This is a genomic window from Pseudomonas simiae, assembly GCF_000934565.1.
Taxonomy (GTDB): domain Bacteria; phylum Pseudomonadota; class Gammaproteobacteria; order Pseudomonadales; family Pseudomonadaceae; genus Aquipseudomonas; species Aquipseudomonas simiae.
Genome location: NZ_CP010896.1, coordinates 3,272,114 through 3,286,714, shown reverse-complemented (window position 1 = coordinate 3,286,714; position 14,601 = coordinate 3,272,114). Strand labels below are relative to the sequence as shown.

Sequence of the window (14,601 nt, the reverse complement as noted above, 5' to 3'; positions counted from 1 at the left end):
TTATCGAGTGAATTGGCGCGGCCTATAAGTGATTCTCAGGTCGTCATGTATAGGAGGCAGGCCGGGCGGAGCGATATTGATCCTGATGGTTTGACCATGGTTTTTTTGGATGTGCGGAATGGCTTTTCCATTAAATAAACCTTCCGTCAATAGATCGGTGGCTTGCTCAATAACTGCCGACGTCCCATTGGGATAGTTTCGCAACACCTCATTTCGTACTCCGTTTCGTATGGCGGTTACGGATGTCGAGCCATGCGTCAATGAGACGGTCCCTTCAAACGCCTTGACCGGTTTGTTTATTTCTTGTTGAAAGAGGCGCCCAAATGCTTTGCTTCTGCCTTCAGCGGAGTAGCACACCAGAAGGCGTACGTTATCGGCAGAAGTAAGGTCCACACCCTTTGCTCTCAGCAGCTTCGCTAACCCAGGCGCATCATAAAGCGTGTTGTCCATGATTATCTTCGTACCGTCACCTGTGATCCGCTCAACCCAATTTCGTTTGATACCGTGTGCGACGACATTGAGGCGGTTCGTGCCTTTATAGGTATCGGTGAAGGTATGAACTTCATTGCCAATCAGTTTCAGATCCCTCATCGGCCCGCCCATTTGAATGACATTGTCGCGGCTCAATCCTATGTCCAGTGCGCGCTGCTGAGGTGTCATGGCAGGTGTGCTTGTGCCGGGCGCTGCAGACACCTGTGGCTTGAAGTCCTCCAAGGGCTTTCCATACGTTTTGTTGGTCTTTGGATCTACCGCATACCATTTGCGGGTTGTTCTATCGAACCTTGCTGGTGTGGAGAATTCGGTAAGGCTTCTTTTGTAAGTGCCTTGCGCGATGTCAGGTTTTCGTGCGAGGTCGGAAAAGTCATATTGCCCGGTTTTTCCTGGCGAGAACTTATGGAAATTAGCGTTGAGCCCACCGGAAGGCTGAGCCGGTGTTTGTGTAAACAGCCGTCGTCCGAAAGGTTTACCGCTTTGTTTCAACGCGCTATTCACCGGCTTGGCCGCTGCGCCAGCAACCTTGCCCAGACCCGCGGTGGTCAAGTACATGACACCATCGAATACGATGTCGGACGCCACCGCAAGCCAATCGCCGTTGAGCACGTTTCTGATGGGGTTCACGACAACCATCGAGGCGAACAGTAACTCTCTGTTCCTTTCGAACTCTTCATCTTCTTCGTCAAATCGCGTTGTGTGGCCGCTGGCATTCACCAGTTGTTCAAGCTCGACATCACCGAGGGTGTGCTTGGAGAGCAACTCCCCCAGAAACTGACTGCGTGCACTGTTATACGATGCCGGGACACTGGCGTCTGCCGGCGGCGTGATGGCTTGTAACTTATGGCTGTCGGTCTGCGAGACGCTAAATGGCGTGATGGCTGTATTGGAGAATTTTTCTCCTGCCAGATGAGGTGTGGGCGCCTTGATCCATAGCCCTTGAGGGCCTGGAACGAATGCGCTGCCCAGGTCATCGCGGGCTTTCAGATAGTTGTGTTGCGGGCAAAATTCATAGAATTTTACTTTGTTCTCATGCGTTGACTTGATGATCAACGCGCGCTTGCTCGGATCTTGACTCGGCGTTGATTGGTCAAGATTGACGGCGCCGGACTTGGTGACGACTCGATGTTTGATGACGGTGCCTTCAATGAAAATCTCGAGTTTTCCATATTCCAGCTGCTTTCTATCGCTGATCGGTTGTTGCGCAATGAGATGTTTGCTGAGGGTGACCAGCCCGCTTTCCCTGCGTTGCTGATAATTGGCCACAGCAAGGCGGTGTACGGACTTGATATCCGGGAGGTGGTGAAGTAATCCGGTGGTTGTTCCTGGAAGCGCCTGTTCTCTCAATGAATACCATGTGTTGTCCTCCTGCGGGGCTGGCGCTCGGCCTGAGAGATAAAGGTCCAATAGGGAATAAGGGCCCGTGTTGGTATGTAATATATCGTTGTTGAGGGCGTTATTCGCCCGCGCCTGGGGCGTTGTGAGCACGGCCAGTTCAAAGGGCACATTCTTATAGCGCTTCCCCAGTTCTTCCAGTGCCTGGTCTTTGAGCAGTGGAACCTTCGCGGTGATGTCCCCGGGGGTTGTTTGCAGCTCGCTCATGACCTCGGAGAACGTTTTCTGCGCTGTGTCCAACTGTTCGTCTGAATAACGCCCTGTAGGCGATGGCGAGAGGACGCCATGCACTAACGCCCAATCGATGACCATGTCTAATTTGGCCGCATTCAATAGCGCTTGGTCTTCTGTAGCAACCGGATCGATTGCCGCGTATTTGACGACTTCAGCAAAGCTCATGAGGGAACTGCTGCCAGGGCTCTTTGCTTCTATGTAGGCCACTGTGGCTTTCAGGGTGGCCCACGCCGGTGAACCGTAAGTCACATCAGCGGGGATGTCCTTGACCAGCAGTTCCGGCGCGGCACTTGATAGCAGCATAAACGCCGCCACGGGGGCCATCCTGGCCGTGCACCGGCCACTCTCGGCCAAATGGGGGATCAACGCTTGCTTGATGTGACTCAGCGGCTGCCCATAGAAACGTGGGGCCGCGAGGTCGAAACCGGCACATTCATTTCTCTTCGACACATCATGGGCCGTGGGTGCATCCAGCCCCAACAGGATCGCCGCGAGGGTCATGTCAGAGCCGTCGGTATCGCCAGCGACGCCCATTTTCCGCTGTAGGGCAGCTTCCAGCGTCCGGGCTTTTGGCGAGCGAAGGATGTCTTCTACGATTTCTCGTGGGGCGTTCAGCTCGGCGTCTGTCCAATGGCGATTTTTCGTCAGGTAGGTAAAAGCCCCTCCTTCATTGTTCACGGCGTGCGAAGCACCCAAGTCCGGTAGCTTGAGGTTGTTAAAGCGTATGTGGCTGTAGAGCTGCTTTTTTTCATCCAGCGTCAGTGCCGCCGCCCAGCTCAAGGCGCCGGTGAGATTGCCATGGGGGATGGAAGGCAAGGGCCCGCGTTGAATGGACTTGATCAAGTTGTTGATGTCGTCTTTGGTCTGCGGAACGATCCACCCCTTGTCGGTGATGAATCGTCTGAGGCTGACGCTGGCCTCCGGTGCCAACTGCTCATCCTGAACGTACCAGGAAGTGGGGTCCACGTTTAACTTGAACGCGTCACTGTCGAGCATTTGCGCAATCAAGGTTTTTTCGTGTTGCGCAGCCTGTTCTGAGGTGTGTGGCGAATCAATGAAAGAGGGAGGGCTGTCGGTCGCGTTGGCAGAGGCGGAGGGTGGCGTGATTGCCGTGGACAACAGTTGGCACAGGCGATTGTTGTTACGAACATCGCCCCATTCCCTCTGCTGCTGTTCCAGCGCGGTCTCTGAGCGCAGTTCAAATTGTGCGGGTGAGAGCACCGCACCAGGCAGGGGAAAGGTGTTTGCGTGTTTGACGTCATTTGCGCGTTCTGTGAGCGCTTCACGGCTATGAGGCACCTGCTCGCCATAGAAGGTCGCAATGTCTTTGAGGTCAGCGGGGCGCTTGGCATGCGTAACGGGGTCGGACCGACCGGGCGAAGGGACAGAGACGGAGATGTTGCCCGCCGCTAACGTTTTGGACGTCTGCATGATCAATGGCCACGAGGCAGGCAACGATTGGCCGTCGCTGAACTGTGCCCCCAGCGCGAGGATGCTGGCGCGCGCACCCGCTTCACCGGATGCCGAGGGCTTGGCGTAGGCCTGTATCCACCCGGGCGTGGTGTCGCTCGGGGGGAAAATGCGAAGGGGGCGGGATAGGTCAACGCGATTCGCGTGGGCCCACTGCTTGAAATCGTCACCCGCCACTAGGCTGTCGAGGTGGTTTCGCCATTGCCCGAACGTAGAGTCGACAGGCACAGGGTAAACGGCCTCACTTCCGGTCACCGGTAAGGGCAAGTCTTGGGCTGCGCGGGTTAGCGCGGCGGCATAGGTTCCCGCCAATTCTGCGTCGGCTATATACCGCGGGGTACTTTTTATGAGTTCCAACCAGTCAGGTGCTTGTGGGGCCGACTGAGGTGAAGGGGGTTGCTGTGCATCCGGTGGTGGGGACTGGTACGTGGCGGCCGAAACAGTAGCGGATTGAGTCGATGAGACCATCAGTAAACTCCAGAAGAACGACGATAGCGACTGCGTGTTTTCCCACATGCAGCAGTGACTATTCGTCGCAAGTGCCAGGCCTCCGGTTCCCCTCTGCTCAGTGAGGGGATATTTCACTCCTCAGGGGTTGAGCGTTGATGCCGACTTCCCCCTCAAAAGCTGTATTCCAGCACACCCATCACCGACGTCTGCAACCGACGCTCCACGATCGGGCTCTTGCCGGCTTCATCCGCCAGGTACTGCACATCCAGCAAGGTCGAGAACTGGGTGTCCTCGCTGATCGGCAGGCTCCACACCAGGTTCATGCCATTACTGATATTGCCCGCGCCCGCCTTGTAGGTTTTGAAGCGGCTGCGTGCGGCTTGGCCGGTGGTCACGCCGTACCAGGTCTGCAAGTAGTCACGGTCCCCGAAATGGCTGTTGAGGCTGGCGTCGAGGGAGCCGAAACGGCCTTCATACAGGTTGGTGCCCAGGCTCAGTTCCACGTGGGTGAACGCCTTGCCGCTGTCCTTGTGGTCATCTTCCTTGAGCGCATGTTCCAGGGCGGCGCCAACAATCACGCCGCCCAGGTTGTAGCTGGCACTCACACCCAGTTGCGGGCGTGACTTGATCTCGCCCATGCCTTTGAGACGCTTGGCGCCGAGGTGCATGGACGTGTTTTTGTCCTTGCGCGAAGCACTGGCACCGACGTAGGCCTCGAAGCTCAAGGCATTGCCTTCGTAACCCCAGCCCAGGCCTTTGTCGGTGTCGAGAAAAAGCCCCCAAGGGCTGACGATGGCACCACCGAACACGGGAGCAGTCATGCGTTCATCGCTGCCGCTGTAGCGGGGCAGGTTGGCCACCCCGGCGTTGAGGCTGTAGGTCCAGTCCTCGGCCAGTGCGCTGTTGGCTCCGGCGAGTAAACACAGGGAAGTCATGGACAGGCAGAGGTTTTTGGGGCTCATCAGGGTTTTCATGTCAGTCAGAAACTCAAGGGTGGATGGGTACGTTTGAAGGCGTAGCCCGAAGCGCTCAGGCCATTGATCTGGCGGCTCACGGTGTCGCCCAGGCCATAGCCGGTCCCGGCCAGTACGGCGTGGGCGTTGTCGACGGGCAGCAGGATGTAGTCGGTCAGCGGTTCGTCATGCAGTTGGCCGCGAATCACCAGGAAGCCTTCTTCGAGGCGCACGCTGATGCCGCTTAATGGCGCGTCGGGCTCAAAGCTGTTGAGCACCTGATAGGTGCCGACCGTGTCGGCCCAGGCCATGGGCAGCGGCGGCGGGTCGATGCGCTCACCGATGGGGATGCGTTGGCCGTGGCTGCGCGCGGTGAGCATCTGCCGGCCTTGCACGGTGATCACGTCGAGTTGTACGTGGCCCAGTTCACCGAGGTCCTTGAGCCAGAAGCCGAAGAGTTTCTTCTGCGCGCGCAGCCAGCCCTGATCGTCACGCAGCAGTTCGAAGTTGAAACCCGCCAGTTCGCCGCGCAGCCGCTGCTCATCATCCTTGATCCTGAAGACGCCCCAGGCGGTTGCGTAAAACCCGGCCAGGCGCTGACGGTCGATGGCTGTCGGCACTTGGCGCAGCTTGAGCCCATGGCGGGGTGACTGGCAGTCGTCGCTGCACACAGGCGTGCCGGTTTGCGCTTCAAGCATCAGGCGCAGGGTGTCAGTGGCCAATGTGGCGACCAGGTCTTCGGCATTGCTGTCGTTGGCCATGATGATCACTGCCAATTGATGGTCCGGCAGCAGGCTCAGCTGTGCGGCGAAATCATCGCCACCGCCGCTGTGCTGGTAGGTACGCACCCTAGGACCGACCGGCGCGTCACCACAGGGCGCCAAAAACCACGCCAGGCCGATCTGGCAGTCGAAGTCCAGGGCATTGCCGGTGTTTTGCTGGGTGAACATTTCATCGATGGAGCGGCTTGCCATTACCCGCTTGCCCTTGTAGAGGCCCTTGGCAAATAGCATCTGCACGTAATGGCTGAGGTCCTTGGGGCTGGCCCACAAGCCGCCGGCGGCGATGTCGCGCAGTTGCGCATCGGTGCTGGCGACGCCTTCCTGATAGCCCAGGGCGCGAAAGCCTACTTGGGCAGCGGTCCCGACAAAGCTCGCGCGATCCATCTCCAGCGGCTTGAGCAGGCTGTGTTGCATTTGGGCTTCAAACTCCTTGCCGCTGCTGCGCTCGATCGCCGCGCCCACCAGCGCATAACCCAGGTTGGAATAGGCCACTTGCGTGCCGGGCGGTGTGCTCAGCCAGACACCGGACAGGCGCATCGGCATCTGCCCCATGGCGTAGCTGTTGCGCAGGTCTCGCAGGTGTTCACTGGGCAAGCCGGACTGATGGCTCAGCAGGCGACGCAAAGTGATGTCGCGGTCGGCGGCCTGCTGGTCGGCGTGGAAGCGCGAGCGCACATAGAACTCGCGCAGGGTCTGCTGCAGGGGGGCATCCAGCGTCAGTCGCTGTTCTTCAACCAACTGCAGGGCCGCGCTGGCCGTGAGCAATTTGGAGATCGCACCGGCCCGGAATGCCGTGTTTGGCGTGACAGGCAAGCCCTTGGCTTTGTCGGCCATGCCGAACCCGCGCGCCCAGATCAATTCCTGGCCGTTGACCAGTGCTATCGACAGGCCCGGGATGTTGTCCTGGGCCATGTCCCGTGGGATCCGGGTTTGCAGGTAACGGATGATCGCGCTGTAGTCACCCTTCGCAATTGACGGAGGGGCCGGTGACTGCCCGTGGCAGCCAATACTGCCCAACAGGCAACCGAGCAACGGAAGACCGCGCAATGTGCGAAGCATGACGAGCACTCGACAGGTGATTTGGATGCTCGCATGCTAGGGGCGCAGCGCTCGCCGGTCTTTTGCAGCTTTGTCGAGAAACTGTCAAAGACTGTTAACGGCCCTTGCGGTTAGGCTTAGGCGCTGTGCGGCATCAACGTGGCGATCAACGCACGAATGGTGCCGGGCAACGCCTCCAGCTCCCGCACCAGGATGCTGCGCTCGCGAATCGCCCAGGGCTCATCCAATTGCACTGCGATCAATTGCATGGTGCGGCTGTGACGCACGGCGGCCGACTCTGGAATGATGCCGATGCCCACACCGGCTTCGACCATTCGACAGATCGCCTCGAAACTCGACACTTGGATACGCAGCGACAAATGCTTGCCCAGCCGCTCGACATGCTCGCGCAAGAAGCTCAGCAAGGTGCTGCCTTCGTGCAGGCCGATGTGCTGGTAAGCGAGGGTCTGTTCCAGCGTCACTGACGCTTGCCCCGCCAACGGGTGCCCGACCGGCACCATCAACACCAGTTTATCCGTGCTGAAATGCAGCACCTGCAACCCCGAAGCTTCCACCGGCCCGGCGATGATGCCCATGTCGCTGGTGCCATCGAGTACGCCGCGCACGATGTCTCGGGACAGGCGTTCCTGAAGGTCGACGGTCACGCCGGGGCGTTCTGATAGGAAGCCCGCCAGTACTTCGGGCAAGAATTCGGTGACCGCGGTGGTGTTGGCGAAGATGCGGATATGCCCGGCTGAATCCACGCCGTACTGGGTGAATTCGCTTTTGAGGTAATCCACCTGACGCATGATCAGCCGCGCATGGTGCAGCAGGCGTTCACCGGCCGGGGTGATCTCCACGCCACGGCTGTCGCGGTACAACAGGCGGGTGTCGAGCTGGCCTTCGAGGGCTTTGATCCTTGCGCTGGCGGCGGCCGGCGAGAGGAACGCGCGCTTGGCGCCTTGGGTCAGGCTGGGGGATTCGGCGATATGGATGAACAGGCGCAGGTCGGCCAGATCGAAGTGCATGCGTGACTCCTGGGACAGAACGGCGGCGTTCAGCATAACCGAACGCCGGTTTATTGAAATGCAAATTCTCAGAACGGCTGCAGGCTTGCATGATCCGGGGAAGACACTCACTGCCCGAGGACCTGCACCCGATGAGCGCCACCGATTGGATCGGCCGAAGCGAAACCGCCCACGACCACCTCAGCCATAACCTGCTCAAGCGCATCGCCGCCACCTTCGGCGAGGCCGTTCCCGAGGATGGGGCGGACATTCCGTCGCTGTGGCAGTGGTGTTTCTTCCAGGACCCGCTCCCGGAAACTGCCCTGGGCACTGACGGCCACCCGGCCCGTGGCGGCTTTCTGCCGCCGGCCGATAACCGTAATCGCATGTGGGCCGGTGGGCGCATCGAGTTCCTGCATGCGCTGCGTGCGGGCGAGGCGGCGACGCGCGTGTCGACCATCGTTCAGGTGGAAGAAAAGACCGGTCGCACCGGCTCGCTGCTGTTTGTCACTGTGCGCCACGACTATTCCCAGGACGGCCGCCTGGCGATCCGCGAGGAACAGGACATCGTCTATCGCGAGCCCACGCCGCCCAAATCCGGCAGTGGTGACGCGCTGGAGCAGGGCGGATGGTCTGAAACCGTCGACCCCACGCCAACCCTGCTGTTTCGCTACAGCGCCGTGACCTTCAACGGTCACCGCATTCACTACGACTACCCCTACGTCACCGGCACCGAAGGCTACTCAGGCCTGGTGGTGCATGGTCCGTTGATTGCCACCCTGAGCCTGCGCGCGTTCTGCCGCGCCAACCCTGGTGCAACCTTGCGTCGTTTTGCCTATCGCGGCGTGCGCCCTTTGATAGCGCCGCAGCCGTTTGAAGTGGGCGGCCGCGTGATCGAAGCCGGTGTGGCACAGCTGTGGGCCGGCAACGTCGAGGGCCTGGCGCAGCAAGCAAGCGTGCATTTCGAATAATCCAAGAACAAGAGGCGGAGCGCCGTTAATGAACCCCAATGACAATGAAGAACTCAATGCGATCCGCGAAGGCGTGCGCGCCTTGTGCGCGGAATTCGATGCAGCGTACTGGCGCAGGATTGACGAGGAAAAGGGCTTCCCCGAAGCCTTCGTCAAGGCGCTGACCGACGCCGGCTGGCTGTCGGCGATGATTCCTGAAGCATACGGCGGCTCCGGCCTGGGCCTGGCTGAAGCGTCCGTGATCCTTGAAGAGGTGAACCGCTGTGGCGGCAACTCCGGCACCGTGCACGGCCAGATGTACAACATGTTCACCCTGTTGCGGCACGGCAGTGAAGCGCAGAAACGTTTGTACCTGCCCAAGCTCGCCAGCGGCGAATTGCGCCTGCAATCCATGGGGGTGACCGAGCCCTCCACCGGTACCGACACCACCAAGATCAAGACCACGGCGATCAAACGTGGCGACAAATACGTGATCAACGGCCAGAAGGTGTGGATCTCGCGGGTGCAGCATTCCGACCTGATGATCCTGCTGGCGCGCACCACGCCACTGGCCGAGGTGAAGAAAAAATCCGAAGGCATGTCGATCTTCCTGGTGGACCTGCGCGAAGCCATCGGCAACGGCCTGACCGTGCAGCCCATCGCCAATATGGTCAACCATGAAACCAACGAGCTGTTTTTCGACAACCTGGAATTGCCCCTGGACAGTCTGATCGGCGAAGAGGGCAAGGGCTTCAAATACATCCTCGACGGCCTCAACGCCGAGCGCACCTTGATCGCCGCTGAATGCATCGGTGATGGCCGCTGGTTTATCGAAAAGGCCAGCGCCTATGCCCGCGACCGCGTGGTGTTTGGCCGGCCCATCGGGCAAAACCAGGGCGTGCAGTTTCCGATTGCCGAAGCGCATATCGAGATCGAAGCCGCGGACCTGATGCGCTGGCGTGCCTGCGAGGAATACGACAGCGGCAAGCAGGCTGGCGCGAGCGCGAACATGGCGAAGTACCTGGCGGCCAAGGCGTCTTGGGAAGCAGCCAACGCCTGCCTGCAGACCCACGGCGGTTTCGGTTTTGCCTGCGAATACGACGTGGAGCGCAAGTTCCGCGAGACGCGCCTGTACCAGGTGGCACCGATCTCCACCAACCTGATCCTGTCCTACGTGGCCGAGCATCTGCTCGAACTGCCACGCAGTTTCTGAGGGCCTGACCATGAGCCATACCCAAGCCTTGTGTCGGTTCCTGGCCGAACTGAACGCCGCGCAACTGCCTGAAGAGGTGCTGGCGCGCACCGAAGACCTGTACCTGGACTGGCTGGCCTCGGCGCTGGCGAGCAAGGGTGCGCACCCGATTCCGTTGTTCGAACGTTATGCGCAGAAGATGGGCCCCGGCAGCGGCCCGGCGCAGGTGATCGTCAATGGCGGCAGCAGCAGCGCGTATTTCGCTGCGCTGGTCAACGCTGCTTCATCCCATCTGGTGGAGCAGGACGACCTGCACAACAGTTCCGTCCTGCACCCGGCGACTGTGGTGTTCCCGGCGGCACTGGCGGCCGCCCAGGACCTTGGCAAATCCGGCAGCGACTTGCTGCTGGCGTCGGTGGCCGGTTATGAAGCCGGTATCCGCATCGGCGAATTCATGGGCCGGTCCCATTACCGCATCTTCCACACCACTGCCACCGTCGGCACGCTGGCCGCCGCCGTTGCCGTCGGCAAATTGCTGGATTTCAATGAAGAACAATTCATCAACCTGTTGGGCAGCGCGGGCACCCAGGCTGCCGGGTTATGGGAGTTCCTGCGTGATGCCGCCGATTCCAAGCAGCTGCACACCGCGAAAGCGGCGGCGGACGGCTTGCTCGCCGCGTACCTGACGGCGGACGGGTTGACCGGTGCACGCAATATTCTTGAGGGCGACCAGGGGCTGGCGGCGGGCATGTCCACTGATGCCGAGCCTGCCAGACTGTCCGCCGACCTCGGCAGCCGCTGGGCGTTGCTGGAAACCTCGTTCAAGTTTCATGCGTCGTGCCGCCATACCCATCCTGCCGCCGATGCGCTGCTGGACCTGATGCAGCGCGAAGGTCTGCACGCCGAACAGATCGCCCGCGTGGAAACCCGCGTGCACCAAGGCGCCATCGATGTGTTGGGCCGCGTGACCGTGCCTGCTTCTGTGCACCAGGCCAAGTTCTCCATGGGCACCGTGCTGGGCCTGATCGCCGTGCATGGCAAGGCCGGGCTTACGGAGTTCCATGAGCTGGCGTTGACTGACCCAGCCGTCGCGGCGTTGCGCGACAAAGTCAGCATGACCCTCGACCCTGAAGTCGACGGCGCCTACCCCCAGCGCTGGCTCGGCCGTGTCACCGTCACCACGCTGGAGGGTCGCACGTTGCACGGCGCTATCGACGAACCCAAGGGCGATCCGGGCAACACCCTGAGCCGTGCGGAACTGGCGGATAAATTCCAGCGCCTCACCCAGTTCAGCAACGCCCGCACACCGGCCCAGGCCAATGCCCTGATCGACAAAGTCTGGGACCTGCGCAACGCCGTATCCATGGCCGATTGGCTTTGAGGAACCGTCATGACTAACCCAAGACCGCTGGACGGCATCACCGTTGTCAGCCTGGAACACGCGATTGCCGCGCCATTCTGCACCCGTCAATTGGCTGACCTGGGCGCGCGCGTGATCAAGGTCGAGCGCCCCGGCGCCGGCGACTTTGCCCGTGGCTACGATGAACGTGTGCGTGGCCTGGCCTCGCATTTCGTGTGGACCAACCGTTCCAAGGAAAGCCTGACCCTGGACCTCAAGCAGGAGGAGGCCGGTACGATTCTCGACACACTGCTGGCCGACGCCGATGTACTGGTGCAGAACCTGGCACCCGGCGCAGCCGCGCGCATGGGCCTGTCGTTCGAGGCGCTGCACGAGCGCTTCCCGCGCCTGATCGTCTGCGATATTTCCGGCTACGGCGAAGGCGGCCCGTACGAAAAGAAGAAGGCCTACGACCTGCTGATCCAGAGCGAGGGCGGCTTTCTTTCCGTCACCGGCGGCCCCGGCGAAGACCAGATGGCCAAGGCCGGTTGTTCCATCGCCGACATCTCGGCAGGCATGTATGCCTACAGCGGCATCCTCTCGGCGCTGCTGCTGCGCGGCAAGACGGGGAAGGGTAGCCGCATCGACGTCAGCATGCTGGAAAGCCTGGTGGAATGGATGGGCTACCCGATGTACTACGCGTTCGACGGCGCACCCCAACCCCCGCGTGCCGGGGCGGCGCATTCGACGATCTATCCCTACGGACCGTTTCCCACCGGTGACGGCGGGACCGTGATGCTCGGCCTGCAAAATGAGCGCGAATGGGCGGCGTTCTGCGACAAGGTGCTGCTCACCCCGGCATTGGCGACCGACGAGCGTTTCTCCGCCAACTTCAAGCGCTCGGCGAACCGCGAAGTGCTGCGTCAGATCATTGTCGACAGCTTCGCGCAGTTGGATGCCGAGGCGGTGATCCAGCGCCTGGAAAGCGCGCAGATCGCCAGCGCCCGCGTCAACGATATGCAAGGCGTGTGGGATCACCCGCAACTCAAGGCGCGTGACAGTTGGCGAGCAGTCGACAGCCCGGCCGGTCCGTTGCCGGCGCTGCTACCGCCGGCCCGCAATGCCGCCTTCACTCCGCGCATGGACGGTGTTCCAGGCTTGGGCCAGCACAGCCAGGGCATTCTCGACGGGCTCGGTTACTCGACAGATGCCATCGACGGCCTGCGCGCGCGCGGCGTTATATAACCATAAGGAATTCAACAGATGCCCAAGCTACTGGTACGTTCGGCGTTGTTTGTGCCCGGGAGCCGACCGGAGCGATTCTCCAAAGCCTTGGCCAGCGGTGCCGACGCAGTGATCGTGGATTTTGAGGATGCGGTGGAAGAGCCGCTCAAGCGTCAGGCGCGGGATAACCTGGGGGCGTTTCTGACGGCCAACCCCGCCGCTCAGGTGTGGGTGCGTATCAACGCGCCGGAACATGCCGAGCATTTTGAGGATGTGGCTTTCTGCAAGGCTCATCCGACTGTGGCGGGCGTCCTGTTGCCAAAGGTCGAGAGCGCATCCCAGGTCGCCGTCGTGGCGGCAACCGGCAAAGTCATTTGGCCGATTATCGAGAGTGCGCGTGGTTTGTTGGCAGTGGCCGAGATCGCCCATGCACCGCAGGTGGAACGCCTGTCATTCGGCGGGCTGGATCTGGCGCTGGACCTTAACCTGAGCAGTAATTCGCCTGCCGCCCAGTTCGCCCTGGACCAGGCGCGGCTGGCGCTGATTGTGCATTCCCGCGCTGCGGGCCTGGTTGCACCGCTGGATGGCGTGCACCCGGCCATCGACGATCCTGAAGGCCTGCGCCGCTCGATCCGGCATGCCTATGAGATGGGGTTTGCCGGCGCACTGTGTATCCATCCCAAACAGGTCGCGGTGATTCACCAGGCATTGGCGCCAAGCGCCGAAGATTTGGCCTGGGCCCGGCGTGTGGTGGATGCCGGTGCCCATGGGGCAGGCGCCTATCAGATCGATGGGCAGATGGTGGATGCGCCGGTGTTGTTGCGGGCGCAACGGCTGTTGGCGGCTCTGCTTTAGCGTTCGTCCAGGCCGAACGCAGGTATCAAAAAATCGAAATTCACTACACGCGTGACATCAGGCACCTTGCCCTACAACACAACAATAAGAAGGTGATTTCCCATGCTCAAGCTTTCTCGGGCGCTGCTGTGCGCCGCCACCTTGTTCGCCGCGGGCCTGGCCCAGGCGGCGGACCCGATTGTCATCAAGTTCGCCCACGTGGTCGCCGAAAACACCCCCAAGGGGCAGGGCGCGCTGCTGTTCAAGAAGCTCGCGCAAGAGCGCCTGCCCGGCAGGGTAAAGGTCGAGGTGTACCCGAACTCGTCGTTGTTCGGCGATGGCAAGGAAATGGAAGCGCTGTTGTTGGGCGATGTGCAGATGCTGGCACCGTCCCTGGCCAAGTTCGAGCAATACACCCAGCAAGTGCAGATCTACGACCTGCCGTTCCTGTTCAACGACCTGGCCGCTGTCGACCGTTTCCAGGCGGCCCAGGGCAAGGCATTGCTGACGGCGATGCAGGACAAGAACATCCTCGGCCTGGCCTATTGGCACAACGGCCTCAAGCAGCTCTCGTCGAACAAGGCGCTGCATGAACCCAAGGACGCCCGAGGCCTGAAGTTCCGCGTACAGGCCTCCAGCGTGCTTGAAGAACAGTTCAAGGCCATCCGCGCCAACCCGCGCAAGATGAGCTTTGCCGAGGTCTATCAAGGCCTGCAGACCGGCACAGTGAATGGCACCGAGAACACTTGGTCGAACTATGAAAGCCAGAAGGTCAACGAGGTGCAGAAATACTTCACCGAGTCCAACCATGGTCTGATCGACTACATGGTGATCACCAACGCCACGTTCTGGAACGGCTTGCCACCGGATATCCGCAGCACTCTGGAGCAGATCATGGTCGAGGTCACCGTCGAGGTGAACAAGCAGGCTGAAGCGCTGAACCAGTCGGCCAAGCAGAAGATCATCGATGCCAAGACCAGCGAAATCATCGAACTGACCCCGGAGCAACGCCAGCTATGGCGCGAAGCCATGCGTCCGGTGTGGCAGAAGTTCGAAGGGGAAATTGGGGCTGATCTGATCAAGGCGGCGGACGCGTCCAACCAGTAGCGCAGATTCAGTGGGGGCGCGGGCCTGCGATTGCGGTCTGTCTGTTGATACAACGGGCGATTGATCCACTGCTGTCGCAGGCAAGCCAGTTCCCACCGTTTGATCCGATTTCCAACCCGATACCTATTCCCGCT

General features: G+C 60.7%; 10 protein-coding genes. 6 read left to right on the top strand and 4 right to left on the bottom strand.

Annotated elements, in window-relative coordinates:
- From PF1751_RS14670 to PF1751_RS14655, 4 genes are all read right to left on the bottom strand, one after another.
- Positions 1–3,819 carry a hypothetical protein gene (locus tag PF1751_RS14670; protein ID WP_144407263.1) on the bottom strand — a complete coding sequence of 1,273 codons (3,819 nt, stop codon included), beginning with the start codon at positions 3,817–3,819 and terminating at the stop codon, positions 1–3.
- Positions 3,820–4,211: 392 nt separating this feature from the next.
- Positions 4,212–5,003: a MipA/OmpV family protein gene (locus tag PF1751_RS14665; RefSeq protein ID WP_080923241.1), complete on the bottom strand. Its 792-nt coding sequence runs from the start codon at positions 5,001–5,003 to the stop codon at positions 4,212–4,214.
- A 17-nt stretch (positions 5,004–5,020) separates the two neighbouring features.
- Positions 5,021–6,835 (bottom strand): serine hydrolase domain-containing protein, encoded by a 1,815-nt coding sequence (locus PF1751_RS14660; RefSeq protein ID WP_029529130.1) that lies wholly within the window; start codon positions 6,833–6,835, stop codon positions 5,021–5,023.
- Positions 6,836–6,951: 116 nt separating this feature from the next.
- On the bottom strand, positions 6,952–7,842 hold the full coding sequence (locus PF1751_RS14655) for a LysR family transcriptional regulator (RefSeq protein WP_010210085.1): 891 nt from the start codon (positions 7,840–7,842) through the stop codon (positions 6,952–6,954).
- 131 nt (positions 7,843–7,973) lie between these two features.
- Between PF1751_RS14655 and PF1751_RS14650 the strand changes: the two genes are divergently transcribed.
- From PF1751_RS14650 to PF1751_RS14625, 6 genes are all read left to right on the top strand, one after another.
- Positions 7,974–8,792 carry an HTD2 family dehydratase gene (locus PF1751_RS14650; protein WP_021491546.1) on the top strand — a complete coding sequence of 273 codons (819 nt, stop codon included), beginning with the start codon at positions 7,974–7,976 and terminating at the stop codon, positions 8,790–8,792.
- A gap of 28 nt (positions 8,793–8,820) precedes the next feature.
- Positions 8,821–9,984: an acyl-CoA dehydrogenase family protein gene (locus PF1751_RS14645; protein ID WP_010210087.1), complete on the top strand. Its 1,164-nt coding sequence runs from the start codon at positions 8,821–8,823 to the stop codon at positions 9,982–9,984.
- A gap of 10 nt (positions 9,985–9,994) precedes the next feature.
- Positions 9,995–11,344 (top strand): MmgE/PrpD family protein, encoded by a 1,350-nt coding sequence (locus PF1751_RS14640; protein WP_021491544.1) that lies wholly within the window; start codon positions 9,995–9,997, stop codon positions 11,342–11,344.
- Between the two features lie 9 nt (positions 11,345–11,353).
- Positions 11,354–12,547 (top strand): CaiB/BaiF CoA transferase family protein, encoded by a 1,194-nt coding sequence (locus PF1751_RS14635; protein ID WP_010210090.1) that lies wholly within the window; start codon positions 11,354–11,356, stop codon positions 12,545–12,547.
- A gap of 18 nt (positions 12,548–12,565) precedes the next feature.
- Positions 12,566–13,381: an HpcH/HpaI aldolase/citrate lyase family protein gene (locus tag PF1751_RS14630; protein ID WP_010210091.1), complete on the top strand. Its 816-nt coding sequence runs from the start codon at positions 12,566–12,568 to the stop codon at positions 13,379–13,381.
- A 102-nt stretch (positions 13,382–13,483) separates the two neighbouring features.
- Positions 13,484–14,467 (top strand): TRAP transporter substrate-binding protein, encoded by a 984-nt coding sequence (locus PF1751_RS14625; protein ID WP_010210096.1) that lies wholly within the window; start codon positions 13,484–13,486, stop codon positions 14,465–14,467.
- Positions 14,468–14,601 lie beyond the last annotated feature (134 nt).